The following is a 17178-nucleotide window of genomic DNA, read 5'->3' on the forward strand; positions in this document are numbered from 1 at the left end:
CAACGCAGGAGGATTGCCCCATGAGCTTCTTTGACGAGGAACGGCCACAGAAGAAGACAGCGCACGAGATCGGCCAGGATCTGTCGCTGCTGTCCGTCGGCGAACTCAAGGAGCGCGTCGAGCTCCTGAAAAGCGAGATCGCGAGACTCGAAGCCGAGTCGGCGAAGAAGGCTTCCGGGCGCGCTGCGGCCGAAGGCCTGTTCCGCTCGTAAAAGCCCGAAAAAAGTCACAGGCAAGCGCAAAACGCGCCGCGGCAAGTCTCAATCAAGAACAGTATTAACATACAATTAAGCTTTACGAGCTATTACTTAATACATCCAGATTTCGTCTGGATCTCAGACAGTTTTCCATGCGGTGAATTGGTCTGATTTTTCTCCCTGTTTTACCTTGAGAGCCGCTTTTGCGGCTCTTCTTTTTGCCTGCGCGGCCGTTCACCACGAATCTGTGGAAGTTAACCCTTTCTTAAGAAACGCCTTGCGCATTTAGGGTAATGATACCATCTTAAAGACATAAAGACCCGCCGCTGAAACTTTTACTTCCGGCTGGCGTTACCTGACCATATGTAGACGCGTGCAACAGGGACCATTGGAATGTCGGAACTTGGTTTGAATACGATCAGCTTCGCAGGACGCGCCGCCGCATCGTCGCAGTTCAAGACGCTTTATGCAGAAGGCATGTCGCTGGTCGAAGAAACCGCAGCCTACCTCGATGGTAACGGCCGCGCCGCTTCGAAGGTCCTGCCCCGTATGGCATCCGTCCTCTACGCAGCAGAATCCATGCGCCTCACCACCCGCCTGATGCAGATGGCATCCTGGCTGCTCCTGCAGCGCGCCGTCAACAACGGCGAGATGTCCCGCGATCAGGTTCTCGCTGAAAAGAACAAGGTTCGCCTCGACGGCTTCAACGTCGACCGCAACGCTCCGGGCTGGGGCGACCTGCCGGAATCCTTCCGCGATCTCGTCGAGCGCTCGCTGCGCCTGCAGAACCGCATCGCCCTGCTCGACCGCGAAATCTACCGTCCGTCGGAAGCACCGATCGTGCACGACAACCAGAACAGCGTCCAGGCGCAGCTCAGCCTGCTGCAGACGGCGTTCGGTAACAACTAAGTTTCTACTGCCATACTTTAAAGACCGGCCGGCTGTGTTCCCTGCACAGTCGGCCTTTTCATTTCCGGGCTAGAGCGTTTCCTAGATCCGGCTACGACGCGCGCCAGCCGGTCGACCATCCGACTCCGTTTGAGCCAACAGAATGCTTCAATATGACCAGGAAACGCTCTAATCCAGAATCCGGACAATAAAAAAGCCCGGTCGAAACCGGGCTCTTTTCAAATTCCGTAGTACCGCAGAAGCGATTAGAGGCCGAGGCCGCCGAAGCGCTTGTTGAACTTGGAAACGCGGCCACCGCGGTCCATGAGCTGCTGGTTGCCGCCCGTCCATGCCGGATGGGACTTGGAATCGATTTCGAGGTTCATGACGGCGCCTTCCGAACCCCAGGTCGAGCGGGTTTCGTATTCGGTACCGTCAGTCATGACCACCTTGATGACGTGGTAGTCGGGATGGATATCAGCCTTCATAACAATCTTCCTGCGATGCCAGGGTCCAATTTGACGCATGTCATTGCGGCAAGAGAACCGATTGAATAAATGAAGCCGCAGTCGCGAAGGCTACGGCTTCCCATTCGGATGCGGTGCCTATACATGAAGGCCATCCGGATAACAAGTGCCAACAAGCTGGTGATCAACGGTTTGAAGGCGATTGGAGATGATTTGACAGACGCAGTGCAGGGCGGGGAAAAGAAGTCGCGGTCGCTGAAGCCTCTCGGACGGTTGACGCCTTATATCATGCGCTATCGCGGCATGGTCGCCGGAGCTCTCGTCGCGCTCGCACTCGCCGCCGTCACCTCGCTCGCCCTACCGCTCGCCGTCCGCCGGATGATCGATCACGGCTTCACCCAGCCTGACGGCACCTTCATCAACAGCTACTTCGCCATGCTGATGGGGATGGCCGTCGTGCTCGCGATCGCCAGCGCGCTGCGCTACTATTTCGTCATCACGCTCGGCGAGCGCATTGTCTCGGATCTGCGCCAGGATGTGTTCGCGCATGTCACCCGCCTCTCCCCCTCCTTCTTCGACGTCAACCAGTCCGGCGAGATCGTCTCGCGGCTGACGGCCGATACGACGCAGATCAAGTCCGCCGTCGGCGCGACCGCCTCGGTGGCGCTGCGCAACCTGATCCTCTGTTTCGGCGCCATGGGCATGATGGTCGTGACATCGCCGAAGCTCGCAAGCCTGGCGCTCGGCGCCATTCCGCTGATCGTCTTCCCGCTCGTCGCCTTCGGCCGCTCGGTGCGCAAACGCTCGCGTGCTGCGCAGGACACGCTGGCGCAAGCCTCCGCCTTCGCCAACGAGACGATCGCCGCCACCCGCACCGTACAGGCCTTCAACGGCGAGGATGCCGCTTCCAGCCGCTATGCTTCCGCCGTCGAATCCGCCTATCAGGCCGCGCGTTCCGCCATCCGTTCGCGGGCGCTCCTGACCGGCATCGCCATCACCCTGATCTTCGGCAGCGTCGTTGCCGTTCTCTGGGTCGGCGCCCACAACGTTCTGACCGGCACGCTGTCTGCCGGCACGCTCGGCCAGTTCCTGCTCTATTCGGTGATCGCCGCCGGCTCGCTCGGCGCGCTCTCGGAAGTCTGGGGCGAGCTCTCGCAGGCCGCCGGCGCCGCCGACCGCCTGACCGAGCTGCTGGACGAAGTCTCCCCGATCTCAGCCCCGGCCAAGCCCGAAACGCTGCCGATGCCCGCCCGTGGCAGGGTCGAATTCACCGATGTCCATTTCGCCTATCCCTCGCGGCCGGACAAATCCGCCCTGCACGGCCTGACCTTTAACGTCGTGCCCGGTGAAACCGTAGCGATCGTCGGCCCCTCCGGCGCCGGCAAGAGCACGGTCTTCTCGCTGCTGCTGCGCTTCTACGATCCGCAACTCGGCGGCATCTCCGTCGATGGTCTCGATGCCCGCAGCGTCTCGCCTGACGATCTGCGCGAGCGCATGGCGATCGTGCCGCAGGACGTGACGATCTTCGCCGCTTCGATCCACAACAACATCGCCTTCGGCCGCCCCGGCGCCAGCCGTGAAGAGGTGCGCGCCGCGGCGATCGCCGCACAGGCCGACGAATTCATCGCCCGCCTTTCGAACGGTTACGACACCGAGGTCGGCGAACGCGGCATCACGCTCTCAGGCGGCCAGCGCCAGCGCATCGCCATTGCCCGCGCCATCCTGAAGAACGCCCCGATCCTGCTCCTCGACGAAGCGACATCGGCCCTCGATGCCGAAAGCGAAACGCTGGTCCAGAAGGCACTCGACGGCCTGATGCAGGGCCGCACGACGCTGGTGATCGCCCACCGCCTCGCAACCGTCCTCAAGGCCGACCGCATCCTCGTCATGGACCAGGGCCGCGTCGTCGAGGAAGGCACCCACCAAACCCTCATCCGCCACGGCGGCATCTACGCCAAGCTCGCCAAGCTGCAATTCGATGCAGGGGCTGAAGAGTTTCTGGCGGCGGCGAAGTAAGCTACCCCTCCGGAAACGTGAAGACATCGACCGGCTCGCCGAGACCGCGCAGCGGGAAGGTGCCGACGGGTTTCAGTTCGGCGCCGCATTTGGCCATGTCGACGAAGGCTTTCGAGATCAACACCGGCTGGCCGACGTCCTTGGTCAGGGTTTCCAGCCGCGAGGCGACGTTGACGGCCGGGCCGATGACGGTGAAGTCGAGGCGTTTGCGCGAGCCGATATTGCCGTACATGACATCGCCGACATGGACGCCGACGCCGTAGCGGAGCTCGACGACGCCGCGTTCGGCGTTGAACGTGTTGAGGTCGTTGATCGCCTTGCGGGCTTCCTTCAGCGACGTCAGCAAATTGCGGCAGGCATCGGGATTGCTGAGCGGAAAGATCGCCAACAGCCCGTCGCCCATGAATTTCAGGATCTCGCCGCCATGCCGCTCGATCGGCTCCGACATCGCGTCGAAATAGGCGTTGAGCAGCTCGATCACGTCGTCGCGCGGCCACATGTCCGAGATCGTCGTGAAGTCGCGCAGATCGCAGATCAGGATCGCGGCGCCTACGGTGCTGCCGCTGCCACGGGTGGTCGCGCCGGCCAGGATCTGCTCGCTCGCATGCGGGCCGACATAGGTCTGCAGCAGGGTGCGCGCCAGGATATTCTTCACCCGGATTTCGCTGACCAGCGTCAGCGCCGGAAGAAGATCGCGCAGGAAAGCGATCTGATCGGCGGTGAAGCCACCGGCTACATTGCTGGAGAAGGTCACCACATGCCGCTTGCCGAGCGTGTGCTCCAACGGCCAGGCGATGTAATCTGTCAGCCCCTCGCCGCGCAGTTCCTCGTAGAGCGCATAGTCGCTGCGGATCTCGCCTTCGAGGTCCTGACGCACTTCCGAAGCGCCGCTGAAGATCTCGTTCATCGGGCTGCTGAGAAACTGCGGCGTGTTTTCGACACCATAGCCGAAGGTGGTGATCTTCGCGTCCTTCATGCCCGGCCGCCACAGAACCCGCGCACCCATCCATTGCGGATGCAGCGTACGGAAGTGCAGCGTAGCCCGGCCGAGCGGCACGCCCGCCTCGATCAGCCGCTCGTTCATCTCGACGAAGATATTGTCGATGAAGCGTTCGCTGCGGGTTTCGTTGACGAGCCAGTCGAGGATACGGCGGCGGCGCAGCGGCCAGGCGCCGTCTTCGGCAGCAGTGGAGATGGAAAGAGCATCGGGGGACGGATGCATATCAAAACCTCATGAGGGCCACCCGCGGGGCGAGCGGCAGAAGACTTGCTTTATCCCTAGATGGTTATCGGAGGAGCAAATGTAATATCAATCCCCCATTCCAAGGCGACTAAAGTCGAATTCGCTTCGGCACCATCCGTGGTTGCCTTTAAAGCCCGCTGCCCTAACCTCCTCCTGCCCGGTCAGACGCGGCCGGGTGCATAGCTGTTGAATTCTGGGAGGAGAATCGAATGGCGCTTTTCAATTTCACCCGCCGGGCAAGCCTGGCGCTCGGCCTTGGGCTGTTTGCCACGCTCAGCGCCGGCACGGCGATGGCGGAAGGCTTTCCGGATCGTACGATCACGATGGTCGTGCCTTTCGCGGCCGGCGGATCGACCGACGTGGTGGCCCGCATCATCGCCGAGAAGATGTCGGAGGACCTCGGCCAGCAGGTGATCGTGCAGAACGTCGCCGGTGCCGGCGGCAATCTTGGCGCCGATAATGTCGCCCGCGCCGAACCGGATGGCTACACCATCCTGATGGGCACAGTCGCCACCCACGCGCTGAACCCGCTGATCCTGAAATCGACGCCCTACGACCCGCAGAAGGATTTCTCGCCGGTCTCGCTTCTCGTCATCGTGCCAAACGTGCTGGTCGTCAATCCGGAGCTGCCCGCCAAGAACGTGCAGGAACTGATCGCGCTTTTGAAGGCCGAGCCGGACAAGTGGAGCTACGCCTCTTCGGGTAACGGCACGCCGCTGCATCTCTCCGGCGAGCTCTTTAACGCCATGGCCGGCACCAAGATGCAGCACATCCCCTACAAGGGTGCCGGACCGGCGCTGACCGATCTTCTCGGCAATCAGGTGTCGATCATGTTCGACAACCTCCCCTCCTCGTCCGGCCATATCAAGAGCGGCAAGCTTCGGGCGCTGGCGGTCACGACGGCCCAGCGCGCGCCCTCTTTCCCTGACATTCCGACGGTCGCTGAATCAGGTGTTCCGGGCTACGAGACCTATACCTGGAACGCGCTTTTCGCCCCGGCCAATACGCCCGCAGATGTCGTCGCCAAGCTGAACGAGTCAGCCAACAAGGCGCTGAAGGATCCGGCCGTCGCAGGCCGCATGAAGGAGTTCAGCGCCACCATCGTCGGCTCGACGCCGGACGAGCTTGGCGCCCATGTGAAGGCCGAATTGGCGAAGTGGGAGCCAATCGTAAAAGGCGCAAATATCCAGATGGAATAGTCTCAACTTTTGCTCTAGATTATCGGCTGTTACCGGGGCAACTTCCTGATTTTGGGAGACATTCGATGTATAAGTTTGAAGTGTACAAAGACAAGGCCGGCGAATTCCGTTTCCGCTTCAAGGCGTCTAACGGCGAGCAGATGTTCGGCTCGGAAGGTTACAAGGCCAAGGCATCCGCGCTGAGCGCCATTGAATCCATCAAGAAGAATGCGCCCGGCGCAACAGTTGACGATCAGACCAAGCCCACGGCTTGATCCTGACAAAGGCGGCACCCGATAAGGTTGCCGCCTTTTCTCATACCGCTCGCCCGGCCACGCGGCCGGAAAAAATACAACCGCCGAGGAAGGTCCCTTCCAGCGCGTTGTAACCATGCATGCCGCCACCGCCGAAGCCGGCGACCTCGCCCGCTGCATAGAGACCAGGCACCGCATTTCCATCAGGACCGATTACCCGGGCCGACAAATCCGTTTCCAGCCCACCGAGCGACTTGCGCGTCAGGATGTGCAGCTTGACAGCAATCAGCGGACCCTTGGCAGGATCGAGCAACCTGTGCGGCCGCGCGGTTCTGAGCAGCTTGTCGCCGATATAGCCGCGAGCGCCGCGGATCGCCGTCACCTGCGCATCCTTGGAGAAGCTGTTTCCTATCTCGCGGTCGCGCGCCTCGATCTGATGGCGGATATGCGACACGTCGAGCAGCCGCTCGCCGGTCAGCGCATTCATGCCATCGACCAGCTGCTCCAGCGTGTTGCGGACGATGAAATCCTCGCCCTTGTCCATGAAGGCCTTCACCGGCCCCGGCGGCTCGCTGCCGAGGCGCTGCAGCAGAAGCTTGATATCCTTGCCCGTCAGATCCGGGTTCTGCTCGGAGCCGGATAGCGCGAATTCTTTCTTGATGATCGCCTTGGTGAGGATGAACCAGCTGTAGTCGTAGCCGGTCTGTCTGATCGCTTTCAGCGTTCCCAACGTATCGAAACCCGGCATGGCAGGGGCGGCAAACCGGTTGCCGCGCGCATCGCACCAGAAGGACGACGGCCCGGGCAGGATGCGGATCCCGTGGTTCAGCCAGACCGGATCCCAGTTCTTCAAGCCCTCTGTGTAGTGCCACATGCGATCGCCATTGATGACACGGGCGCCCGCCCGCTCACCGATCTCCAGCATGCGGCCGTCGACATGCGCGGGCACGCCCGCGACCATGGAAGCCGGTGGAGGTCCGAGCCGCTGCTGCGGCCAGTTGCGCCGGACGAGATCGTGATTGCCGCCGATACCGCCGGAGGTGACGATGATCGCACCGGTCCGGATCTGGAAGGTGCCGGAGATCATCCGCGCTGTCGGCTTGCCGCGCGGGGCATTGTCGGGCACCAGCACGGTGCCGAAGGCGCCGACGACTGTGCCGTTCTCGACGATCAGGTCGTCGACGCGATGGCGGAAGGCGAAGGTGATCTTTCCTTCTTCCTCTGCCGCGCGCACACGGCGAATGAACGGCTCCAGAACCGCCGGTCCCGTTCCCCAGGTCAGGTGAAAGCGCGGCACCGAATTGCCGTGACCATGCGCCATGCCGCCGCCGCGCTCGGCCCAGCCGACGACGGGAAACCAGCGCATGCCCTGCTGATGCAGCCAGGACCGCTTTTCGCCCGCGGCAAATTCGAGATAGGCTTCGGCCCAAAGCCGCGGCCAGTAATCCTCCGGCCGGTCGAAACCTGCAGATCCGGACCAGTCCTGCCGCGCCAGATCGATATTGTCGCGGATGCCCAGCCGACGCTGCTCGGGACTGTTGACGAAGAACAGCCCACCGAGAGACCAGAAAGCCTGCCCCCCGAGGCTCTGCTCCCCTTCCTGATCGACGATGCAAACCTTGTGTCCACGATCGGCAGCCTCGGCCGCCGCCACCAATCCCGCCAGGCCTGCGCCGATGACGAGCACATCACATTCCATCCCGAACGCCTCCCCCGCATTCACGAATCCAAGGTTATGCAGTGGTGGCGTCAGCCGCAACTGCTGGATTTCACTCTCTGAAATTTGGGGCGATGGCAGGGCGGCGAAACGCCACCCCACACTTACTTCTCGGTGAGCTTGAGCTCGATACGGCGGTTCGTCGCCCGGGCTTCCGGCGTATCACCCGGCGCGATCGGCTGGAACTCGCCGAAGCCGGCGGCCACCAGGCGGTCGGCAGGAACACCCTGCGAGATCAGGTATTTGACGACGGAGATCGCGCGCGCCGAGGAGAGCTCCCAGTTGTCGCGGTAGCGGCCGCTGCCGGAGAGCGCGACATTATCCGTGTGGCCATCGACGCGCAGCACCCAGTTGATTTCCGGCGGAATTTCCTTGGCGAGATCGAGAAGTGCGGCGGCGAGCTTGCCCATCTCGGCCGTGCCGTCGGGGTTCAGATCCGAGCTGCCCGATGGGAACAGCACTTCCGACTGGAACACGAAACGGTCGCCGACGATGCGAATGTTTTCGCGGTCGGAGAGAATTTCGCGCAGACGGCCGAAGAAGTCCGAACGATAGCGGTTGAGTTCCTGCACGCGCTGTGCCAGCGCGACGTTCAGGCGGCGGCCGAGATCGGCAATCTTGGTCTGCGAGGTCTGGTCCTTCTGCTCGGATGCCTGCAGCGCCGCTTCGACGGCGGCGATCTGGCTGCGCAGTGCCGAAATCTGCTGGTTGAGCAGCTCCACCTGGCTCATCGCCCGTTCGCTGACCTGTTTCTGCTCGTCGAGCTCCTTGGTCAGGCCGCCGATCTTCTGCTGCGCGGCGTCCTGCCCGCCGGAACCGGCGTCGAGCAGCGCCTGCAGCCGCGAGCGTTCACTCTCGGCTCCCGCAAGCGAAGCCTGCAGATTGGCAACGGAATCTTCGAGATCCTGCTTGCTGCCCTTCTCGAGCGCCAGAAGCTGCGTCAGCTCGTTGATCTGGCTGTTGAGGCGGTTCAGCACCTCGTCACGGCCGGAAATCTCGCGGCTGAGAATGAACTGGCCGACGACGAAGACCGTCAGCAGGAACATGATGGCGATCAGCAGCGTCGACAGCGCGTCGACGAAACCCGGCCAATAGTCGACCGTACGCTCGCGGCGGCGGTTCTTGGCAAGAGCCATGGCTTATTTGCCCTCGCTCTTTTCGGTCTGGCTGCTGCGGTAGCTGGTGCGCTCCTGGCCGCCGATACGCTCGGCAAGCCTGTCGAGCGTGCGGCGCATCGCCTTCGCCTCGTCCTGCTGCGCCTCTATCCAGTCGCGCAGCATCTGCTGCTCGTTGCGCATGTTCTTGACGAGGCCCTGAATGCCTTCGGCGAGGCTCGCCATCGCGGCGACCGAGCGCTGATTGCCCGCGCCCCCTTCTTCCGAAACCTTCTTCAGATAATCGGAAAGCGCACGGACATCTTCGGACGATCCGGCGGGTGCATCGAGCGCGGCGGCAACGGGAACATCGGAGCCGACGTCGGTGACCGACGACAGTGCGTTTTCCAGCTCCATGTAGAAGCGGTTCTGCGCGCGGCCGGCCTGCAGGTCGAGGAAGCCGAGGATCAGCGAGCCGGAAAGGCCGAGCAACGAGGACGAGAAGGCCTGGCCCATGCCCGACAGCGGAGTCGACAGGCCTTCCTTCAGGGTGGCGAGAACATCGCCCGATCCGTTCGATCCGGCATCCAGCGACTGAATGACGTTGCTGATCGAGCCGATCGTGCCGATCAGGCCCCAGAAGGTGCCGAGCAGACCGAGGAAGACGAGCAGGCCGATGAGATAGCGCGAGGTGTCACGGGATTCATCGAGGCGTGTGGCGATCGAATCGAGGATCGAGCGCAGCGCCGTCGTCGACAGCGTCGCCGTGGATTTGCGGTTACCGATCAGCGCCCGCATCGGCGCCAGCAGCCGCGGATTGCGGTTCACCTTGTCGGCGCTGCCTGCGGCGCGGAACGAATTGAACCAGCGCACTTCCGGGCGCAACGCCAGAACATGATTGAAAACCAGAATGATGCCGACGGCGAGAACGCCGAGGATCAGTCCGTTGAGGCCGGGATTGTGCATGAACGCCGTCTGCGTCTGCCTGAAAAGGATCGCGGCGATGAAGCCGACGATCACCAGAAACAGGAGCATCGTCCAGAGGAAGGACATCGGGCTGGAGAGTTTGTACGTATAGGTACCGCTCGGTTTTTCGGTCGAGCCGAACTCCGCCGCATTCACATTTTCCATGGTCTCGCAGCCTCCGGATTGCTAGCATCGGGAGACTAGAGCAACATTGTGCCGAATTGAAGTATGCCGGGACAGAAAACCGTGTGTTTACAACAGTCGGTTTTGATGAGGTCCTACTTCGAAGGGATAGGGCGCTTGATGACTTCCATAAGCGCTTTGTGGATGTACTCGTTGCCGGCAACCACTGCGCCACCTTCAACGACGTTTGCTCCACCATCCCAATCGGTTGCGTAGCCGCCGGCTTCGCGGATCAGCAGGATGCCGGCAGCGATATCCCAGGCCGAGAGACCGTTTTCCCAGAAGCCGTCGAACCGGCCGGCAGCGACGTAGGCGAGATCGAGCGAGGCCGAACCCATGCGGCGCACGCCGGCAACTTCGCCCATCACATGGCGCAACTCGACGAGGAACTTGCCGTGATTGCCGCGGCCGAGATGCGGCACGCCACAGGCAACGACGGCATCCGACAGGACGCGGCGGGCGCCGACGCGCAGGCGGCGATCGTTGAGGAATGCGCCACCGCCACGCTCGGCGGTGTAGAGTTCGTCGGTCGCCGGATTGAAGACCACGCCTGCGACGATTTCGCCGTTGCGCTCAAGAGCGATCGAAACGGCAAACATCGGAATGCCGTGCAGGAAGTTGGTGGTGCCATCGAGCGGATCGACGATCCAGCGATGCGCGCCGTCGGTGCCTTTGATCTCTTCGCTTTCCTCGCCGAGGAAGCCGTAGGTCGGGCGAGCCTTCAGAAGCTCGTCCTTGACGATCTTCTCGGCCTTGCGATCAGCGTTGGAAACGAAGTCGCCCGGTCCCTTGACCGAAACCTGCAGGTTCTGAACTTCCCCGAAATCACGCCCCAGCGACTTGCCTGCCTTGATGGCAGCCTGAACCATGACATTGAGAAGAGCAGAACGGGCCATGTTGGCAATTTCCTTGGAACTGGTACGGGGTCGCTGTCAGGGCGGGAAAGGTCCCTGATCGCCGGAAAAGGCAGCGCTTTATAAGATTGGCGGCCTCAAGACCACAAAATCACGGAAATTTCAAGGGGAGAGGCGCTGAGCGGCGCCAGCCAACGCCGGAGAGGTTAAAATTATTCTGGACAAATCAGTCCAGAAAGCCTATCTGAGGGTCATGGCACGTCACAAGGAATTCGACCGGGACAAGGCTCTCGGCGCCGCTATCGGCACCTTCTCCCAGCATGGTTATGAGGGGAGCTCGACCGATGCGCTACTAACGGCGATGAAGATCAGCCGGCAAAGCATGTACGATACCTTCGGCGACAAACGCAGCCTCTATCTGGAGGCGCTGAAGCGCTACAACACCGACAGCGTCTCGCGCATCGTTGATGATATGAAGGGGAACGGCTCTGCGCTCGACGCATTGGAAGCCGCCCTCATCGCCTTCGCCTCGCGTCCCACTGCCGAGACATCGCTCGGCTGCATGGGCGTCAGCGCCGTCTGCGAGTTCGGCAGGACCGACAATGACGTCGCGACGCTGACAGACAGCGCTTCGGCCACTCTCGGCCGGGCAATCACCAGGCTGATCGAAGACGGCCTGGCAAGCGGCGAGATCGGCGCCGAGATCGATCCGGATGCCGCCGTACAATTTCTTGGCGCAACGCTATCCGGCATGAAGGTCAGCGCCCGCAACGGCGCCACACCGGACATCCTCAGAACAGTCGCCCGCCTCGCCATCCGCAGCCTTCGCTAACAAGAGGGTTGGCCGAGCGCGCCTTTGCATATCCAATTCTAGACTAAATAGTCCAAATAAGGAGACATGACATGACGAAACCTCTTGATGGAAAGACCGCACTGGTGACCGGCGGCTCCCGCGGCATCGGCGCAGCAATCGTCCGCCGTCTTGCCGAGGACGGCGCGGCGGTAGCCTTCACCTATGCAAGTTCGAAGGAAAAGGCCGAGGCTCTAACGGCCCGGATCGAGGCCGAGGGCGGCAAGGCAATCGCCATCCAAGCCGATAGCGCCGATGCGGCCGCACTGCAGGCGGCAATCGATCAGGCCGCCCGCCATTTCGGCGGGCTCGATATTCTGGTCAACAATGCCGGGATTCTGATGCGCAGCCCGATCGACACCTTTTCGCTCGAGGATTTCGACCGCATGTTCGCCATCAACGTCAAGGCGGTCTTTGCCGGGACGCAGGCGGCTGCACGGCACATGCAGAGCGGCGGCCGGATCATCACCGTCGGCAGCGTCACTGCTGAGCGCAGCGGCTTTCCCGGCGCATCGGTCTACAGCATGACGAAAGGCGGTGTCGCCGCCATGACCCGCGGCCTTGCCCGCGATCTCGGTCCACGCGGCATCACCGTCAACGCCATCCAGCCCGGCCCGACGGCGACGGACATGAACTCGGATCCGGGTTCGCATGAGATGCTGCAAGGGCTGATGGCGCTCGGCCGTCTCGGCGAGGACCGTGAGATTGCAAGCCTCGCCGCCTATCTCGCCAGCCCCGAGGCATCCTTCGTCACCGGCGCTAGCCTGACGATCGACGGCGGTTATCTCGCCTGAAAACAGAACCGGCGGCCAAGGCCGCCGGCTTTCCTAGAATTTCTGCTGCGTCAGAAGCACTTCGCGGGCGATCTGGTCGAGCGGCAGGATGCGGCTGACGCCGCCCTTGGCGATCGCTTCCTTCGGCATGCCGAAGACGACGCAGCTCGCTTCGTCCTGCGCCACCGTATAGGCGCCGGCCTGGTGCATCTCGAGCATGCCGCGGGCGCCATCGTCGCCCATCCCGGTCATGATGATGCCCATCGCGTTCGAGCCGGCAGCGCGCGCCGCCGAGCGGAAGAGCACGTCGACAGACGGGCGGTGGCGGGAAACGAGCGGACCTGTCTTCACCGAGACATAGTAGCGAGCCCCCTGGCGCTCCAGCAGCATGTGCCGGTCGCCCGGCGCGATCAGCACGTGACCGCGCAGAACAGCGTCGCCATCGGCGGCTTCCTTGACCTCGACTTCGCAGAGACCGTTGAGGCGCTTGGCGAAGGCGGCGGTGAACTTCTCCGGCATGTGCTGAACGATGACCATGCCCGGCGCATTCGCAGGCAATCCTTCCAGAAATTCGCGCAATGCTTCCGTTCCGCCCGTCGAGGCGCCGACGCAGACGACCATCTCGGTGGTCTTCGCCATGGCGCGACCCGTCGGCGGCGGCAGCATTGCGTCAGCCGTCAACTTCTTGGCCGGACCGTCGGCCGAGGCTGAACGCGCCGCCCCCGCCACACGGCGAGCGGAGGGAAGGCGCGCATGAGCCGCACCCTTCACCACCTCTCGAATGCGGATCGCATCGTCGGCCAGACTGTCGGCCGCACCGATCTTCTGCTTGAGAATGATATCCACCGCGCCGGCTTCCAGCGCCTGGATCAGCGTTTCGGAACCTGCTTCGGTCAGCGACGAGCACATGACGACCGGGATCGGATGCTGCGACATCAGCTTGCGCAGGAAGGTGATGCCATCCATGCGCGGCATCTCGACATCCAGCGTGATGACGTCTGGAACGTCTTCCTGCAGCTTGCGGGCGGCCATGAAGGGATCTGTCGCCACCCCCATGACTTCAATATCGGGATCTTCCTCGAGAATGCGCACCAGCGTCTGACGAACGCTGGCGGAGTCATCGATGACGAGAACGCGAACCTTCTTTCCCATCTCTTTCCTGCTCTACTTCTTCTGGAACACCGTGTTGGAAACCTGCTTCAGCGGCAGGTCGAATCCGGTGATCGATTCCGAGTGGCCGATGAACATGTAGCCGCCATCGGCAAGGCAGTCGCAGAGCCGCGTCAGCACGGATTGCTGCGTCGGCTTGTCGAAATAGATCAGCACATTGCGGCAGAAGATGATCTGCATCGGCTCGCCGACCGGATATTTGTCGTCCATCAGGTTCATGCGCGCAAAACCGATCTTGCTGCGCAGCTTCGGCGAGATGCGCACTTCGCGGCGCCCGGCCTGCTTGGCGGTCATTACATATTTGCGCTGCAGATCGTAAGGCACCGGCTGCACCAGATCCTGCGCATAGATGCCGCGGCGCGCCGTCTGCAGCACATCGGTGCTGAGGTCGGTCGCCAGCACGCTGTAGGAAAGGCCGGCATTCTCCTCGACGAATTCGGAAAGCACCATCGCCATCGTATAGGGCTCGGCGCCCGTCGAGCAGGCCGAGCTCCAGGTGCGGATCTTGCGCACGCCGCTCGAAACCAGCGCCGGCAGCGCCGTCATCTGCATATATTCGAAATGCTTGGCCTCGCGGAAGAAGTCCGTCTTGTTGGTGGTGACGACATCGATCAGATAGACCGTCTCCTGATCCAGGCCGCCTTCATCGAACAGGAAATCGCAATAGTCGTCGAATGTCGAATGGTTGGTGGCGCGAAGGCGGCGGCGCAGCCGGCCCTCCAGCATCGTCAGCTTCGACGGCGGCATCTTGATGCCGCTGTAGTCGTAGATGAACCGGGAAAGCTTGTCGAAATTGCGCTTGCTGATCCGGTCGCCCGGCAACTGGGCTTCCACTGCTGCCATACTCATAACTCAAAACCCCCAAAAGTCGGCAGCCTAAGCTGCCGATTGCAATGCCGAAGCGTCCTCGCGCGACAGCAGCCGCGCCAGGTCGACGATGACGACGAAGCCGTTTTCACGGCGCACGACGCCAGCGATGTAATCGGAACGCCAGCGGGTACCGATATCCGGCGCCGCCTCGATCTGGTCCTGCCGGAAGGGCGTCACCTCGAAGACCCGGTCGGCGACGAGGCCGAGCGTCAGCACCCGGCTTTCCATCGGTATGTCGAGAACGAGCACACGCGTATGCGGCGTGGGCACGGTCTTCGACATGCCGAGTTTCAGGCGCAGATCGATGGTCGGAACACCCTGGCCGCGCACGTCGCGAAGGCCGAGCAGATAGTCGGGACCGTTCGGAATCTTGAAAGCTTCCGCATAGTCCAGAATTTCCCGCACCACCTCCACCGGAACGGCGAAGATTTCATCGCCGAGGCTGAAGGTCACGAATTGAGCTTCCAGGGATGTCGAGGCCATGATTATGCGCTTTCCTTGAATTCGGCGTCACCGTCGTCGGGACCACCCATTGACATATCCAGGGCAAAACCTTTCGCACGGGCCTGCTGGCTGGCGACGCTGTTGGCGGCCGCAACCGCCTTGACGGGCTTGCGCGGCGAAGCGGCGGGGCGGGCGCTCATCCGGGCAGCTGTCGTGCGGGCGTGGCCCGAGGTTTCGACCTTGAAGAAGGCGATCGAGGCCTGCAGTTCCTCTGCCTGGGTGGCGAGCTCTTCCGAGGTTGCCGACATCTCTTCCGATGCGCCGGAATTCTGCTGGGTCACCTTGTCGAGCTGCTGGATCGCTTCGTTGATCTGGGCCGCACCGATATCCTGTTCGCGGCAGGCGGCGCTGATCTCGGAGACGAGTTCGGCGGTCTTGCGGATATCCGGCACCAGACGGCCGAGCATGTCGCCGGCATCCTGCGCTGCCTTGACTGTGTCGGTCGACATCGAGCTGATCTCGGCGGCAGCAGACTGGCTGCGTTCGGCAAGCTTGCGGACTTCCGAAGCGACGACCGCAAAGCCCTTGCCATGTTCGCCGGCACGAGCGGCTTCGACGGCGGCGTTCAGAGCGAGCAGGTCCGTCTGGCGGGCGATTTCCTGAACGATGCCGATCTTCTGCGCAATGGTGCGCATGGCCTCGACAGCCCGTGCGACGGCCTCGCCGCTGGTTTCCGCGTCCTTAGCGGACTGACGGGCGATCTTTTCCGTCTGGGCCGCGTTATCGGCATTCTGCTTGATGTTGGCGGCCATCTCTTCCATCGAGGCAGACGCCTCTTCGGCCGATGCTGCCTGTTCGGTCGCGCCCTGCGAAACCTGCTCGGCGCTGGCCGAGAGTTCCTGGCTGCCGGAGGAAACGTTGTCGGCGGCCGAAAGAGCATCGGCAACGACGCCGCGCAGACGCTCGACCATGCTTTCCAGCGAGAGTCCAAGCACGTCCTTGTCGGACAGCGGCTTCGGCGTGACGGTCAGGTCGCCATTGGCGATCTTGTCGGCAATGCTTGCCGTATCGCGAAGATTGGCCGTCATGGTGTTGAGGGCATCGACGAGGTCGCGGACTTCATCGTTGGAATTGACGGTCGCGGTCGCCGAGACATCGCCGCGTGCGACGGCACTTGCGAGATCGGTGGCTGCCGAAAGGTTCCGCTTGATGGCACGGGTCACGAAGATCACGACACCGATCGCGGCGAGCGTGATCAGCAGACCCATCGTCACGGTCATCTGGATCAGCGAGTGGAAGAGAGCAATGCCCTGCTCGCGCAGATCCTTGGCGGCCTTAAGCTGATATTCGGTCAGCTTGCTGATGCCGTCGGTCGTCGGGTCGATCGCAGGATAAAGGTCGTTCTTGGCGAATGTATCGAGCTTGGCGGTATCGCGCGTCTGCACAATGTCCTGAAGCTCGGCGACCTTGACGTCGGAGCGCGCCATGTCGGACTTCACCTTCTCGGCGATCACGCTTTCTTCTGGCGTCAGCTGGGTGGCGAGATAGGCCGACCACTGATCGGAGATGACATGCTTGGCGCCTTCGATATTGGAGGCGGCCTGCTGCCAGTCGAGCTTTTCGGCATGCAGCTTGTGCGTCGTATCGACGATGCTGACGGCATAGGCGTCCGACACCAGCTTGAGCTGCTGCAGCGGAACGACGCGGTCGTCATAGATCGACTTCATCGATTCCGTCATGGCGTTCATGCCGTAATAGGCGCCGCCGCCGATGACGCTGGCGATAGCGATGCTGGACGAGATCTGGATTGCAAGAATTTTGGCGCCGATGGAACGGAAGATTCCCTTTTTGCGGCCGGTAGTCATGGGGGCATTCCTCGCTAGAGATGTTCTGGTTGATCCGGCTGAACGCGCGGCTTTCCGCGCCGCCCAGACGGCAGTCGTTCGAAATGTCTTGCTGGTTCCAAAATCATCGTCGCGTCACCGGCACCGTTTTGTACCGGCCTTTTCACGAT

Annotated in this window: 16 protein-coding genes and 2 pseudogenes; 7 read left to right on the plus strand and 11 right to left on the minus strand. The window is 62.2% G+C overall.

Annotated elements, in window-relative coordinates:
* Positions 1-20 precede the first annotated feature (20 nt).
* On the plus strand, positions 21-212 hold the full coding sequence (locus ACQZ5H_RS13120; RefSeq protein WP_112719876.1) for a DUF1192 domain-containing protein: 192 nt from the start codon (positions 21-23) through the stop codon (positions 210-212).
* Between the two features lie 378 nt (positions 213-590).
* On the plus strand, positions 591-1106 hold the full coding sequence (gene rcdA, locus ACQZ5H_RS13125; protein WP_112719877.1) for a protease adaptor protein RcdA: 516 nt from the start codon (positions 591-593) through the stop codon (positions 1104-1106).
* A 245-nt stretch (positions 1107-1351) separates the two neighbouring features.
* Here rcdA and rpmE read toward each other — a convergent pair whose 3' ends face one another.
* A complete protein-coding gene (rpmE, locus tag ACQZ5H_RS13130) occupies positions 1352-1573 on the minus strand; it encodes a 50S ribosomal protein L31 (protein WP_027508080.1) in 222 nt (73 codons plus the stop codon).
* Between the two features lie 123 nt (positions 1574-1696).
* On the opposite strand from rpmE, the gene ACQZ5H_RS13135 reads away from it, so the two are divergent.
* On the plus strand, positions 1697-3568 hold the full coding sequence (locus tag ACQZ5H_RS13135) for an ABC transporter transmembrane domain-containing protein (RefSeq protein WP_449097971.1): 1872 nt from the start codon (positions 1697-1699) through the stop codon (positions 3566-3568).
* A gap of 1 nt (position 3569) precedes the next feature.
* On the opposite strand, the gene ACQZ5H_RS13140 is transcribed toward ACQZ5H_RS13135, so the two are convergent.
* The gene (locus ACQZ5H_RS13140) at positions 3570-4790 is read right to left on the minus strand and encodes an adenylate/guanylate cyclase domain-containing protein (RefSeq protein ID WP_413710229.1); all 1221 of its coding nucleotides are present in this window, start codon (positions 4788-4790) and stop codon (positions 3570-3572) included.
* A 230-nt stretch (positions 4791-5020) separates the two neighbouring features.
* Here ACQZ5H_RS13140 and ACQZ5H_RS13145 point away from each other — a divergent pair, with 230 nt between their 5' ends.
* Complete coding sequence (locus ACQZ5H_RS13145; protein WP_449097972.1) at positions 5021-6010, plus strand: Bug family tripartite tricarboxylate transporter substrate binding protein; 990 nt, start codon at positions 5021-5023, stop codon at positions 6008-6010.
* Between the two features lie 65 nt (positions 6011-6075).
* On the plus strand, positions 6076-6264 hold the full coding sequence (locus tag ACQZ5H_RS13150; RefSeq protein WP_112385480.1) for a YegP family protein: 189 nt from the start codon (positions 6076-6078) through the stop codon (positions 6262-6264).
* A 40-nt stretch (positions 6265-6304) separates the two neighbouring features.
* On the opposite strand, the gene ACQZ5H_RS13155 is transcribed toward ACQZ5H_RS13150, so the two are convergent.
* From ACQZ5H_RS13155 to ACQZ5H_RS13170, 4 genes are all read right to left on the minus strand, one after another.
* Positions 6305-7942, minus strand: coding sequence for an FAD-binding dehydrogenase (locus tag ACQZ5H_RS13155; protein ID WP_449097973.1), 1638 nt, complete (start codon positions 7940-7942; stop codon positions 6305-6307).
* A 122-nt stretch (positions 7943-8064) separates the two neighbouring features.
* Positions 8065-9096, minus strand: coding sequence for a peptidoglycan -binding protein (locus ACQZ5H_RS13160; protein ID WP_112719884.1), 1032 nt, complete (start codon positions 9094-9096; stop codon positions 8065-8067).
* Between the two features lie 3 nt (positions 9097-9099).
* Positions 9100-10185 carry a MotA/TolQ/ExbB proton channel family protein gene (locus tag ACQZ5H_RS13165; protein ID WP_112719885.1) on the minus strand — a complete coding sequence of 362 codons (1086 nt, stop codon included), beginning with the start codon at positions 10183-10185 and terminating at the stop codon, positions 9100-9102.
* Positions 10186-10298: 113 nt separating this feature from the next.
* Complete coding sequence (locus tag ACQZ5H_RS13170; RefSeq protein WP_112719886.1) at positions 10299-11099, minus strand: inositol monophosphatase family protein; 801 nt, start codon at positions 11097-11099, stop codon at positions 10299-10301.
* 211 nt (positions 11100-11310) lie between these two features.
* Here ACQZ5H_RS13170 and ACQZ5H_RS13175 point away from each other — a divergent pair, with 211 nt between their 5' ends.
* Both ACQZ5H_RS13175 and ACQZ5H_RS13180 read left to right on the plus strand, forming a co-directional pair.
* The gene (locus tag ACQZ5H_RS13175) at positions 11311-11889 is read left to right on the plus strand and encodes a TetR/AcrR family transcriptional regulator (protein WP_449097974.1); all 579 of its coding nucleotides are present in this window, start codon (positions 11311-11313) and stop codon (positions 11887-11889) included.
* Positions 11890-11960: 71 nt separating this feature from the next.
* The gene (locus ACQZ5H_RS13180; protein WP_449097975.1) at positions 11961-12701 is read left to right on the plus strand and encodes a 3-oxoacyl-ACP reductase family protein; all 741 of its coding nucleotides are present in this window, start codon (positions 11961-11963) and stop codon (positions 12699-12701) included.
* A gap of 33 nt (positions 12702-12734) precedes the next feature.
* Here ACQZ5H_RS13180 and ACQZ5H_RS13185 read toward each other — a convergent pair whose 3' ends face one another.
* From ACQZ5H_RS13185 to ACQZ5H_RS13205, 5 genes and pseudogenes are all read right to left on the minus strand, one after another.
* Positions 12735-13832, minus strand: a complete 1098-nt coding sequence (locus ACQZ5H_RS13185; RefSeq protein WP_130282046.1) for a protein-glutamate methylesterase/protein-glutamine glutaminase — start codon at positions 13830-13832, stop codon at positions 12735-12737.
* Between the two features lie 12 nt (positions 13833-13844).
* Positions 13845-14699: a CheR family methyltransferase gene (locus ACQZ5H_RS13190; RefSeq protein ID WP_130282048.1), complete on the minus strand. Its 855-nt coding sequence runs from the start codon at positions 14697-14699 to the stop codon at positions 13845-13847.
* 27 nt (positions 14700-14726) lie between these two features.
* A complete protein-coding gene (locus ACQZ5H_RS13195; RefSeq protein WP_112719891.1) occupies positions 14727-15203 on the minus strand; it encodes a chemotaxis protein CheW in 477 nt (158 codons plus the stop codon).
* Positions 15204-15205: 2 nt separating this feature from the next.
* Positions 15206-16342: pseudogene (locus ACQZ5H_RS13200) on the minus strand (methyl-accepting chemotaxis protein); the annotation flags it as partial.
* A gap of 135 nt (positions 16343-16477) precedes the next feature.
* Positions 16478-17029, minus strand: a pseudogene (locus tag ACQZ5H_RS13205) (MCP four helix bundle domain-containing protein); the annotation flags it as partial.
* Positions 17030-17178: the final 149 nt, after the last annotated feature.

It is taken from the genome of Rhizobium sp. 21-4511-3d, assembly GCF_053522545.1.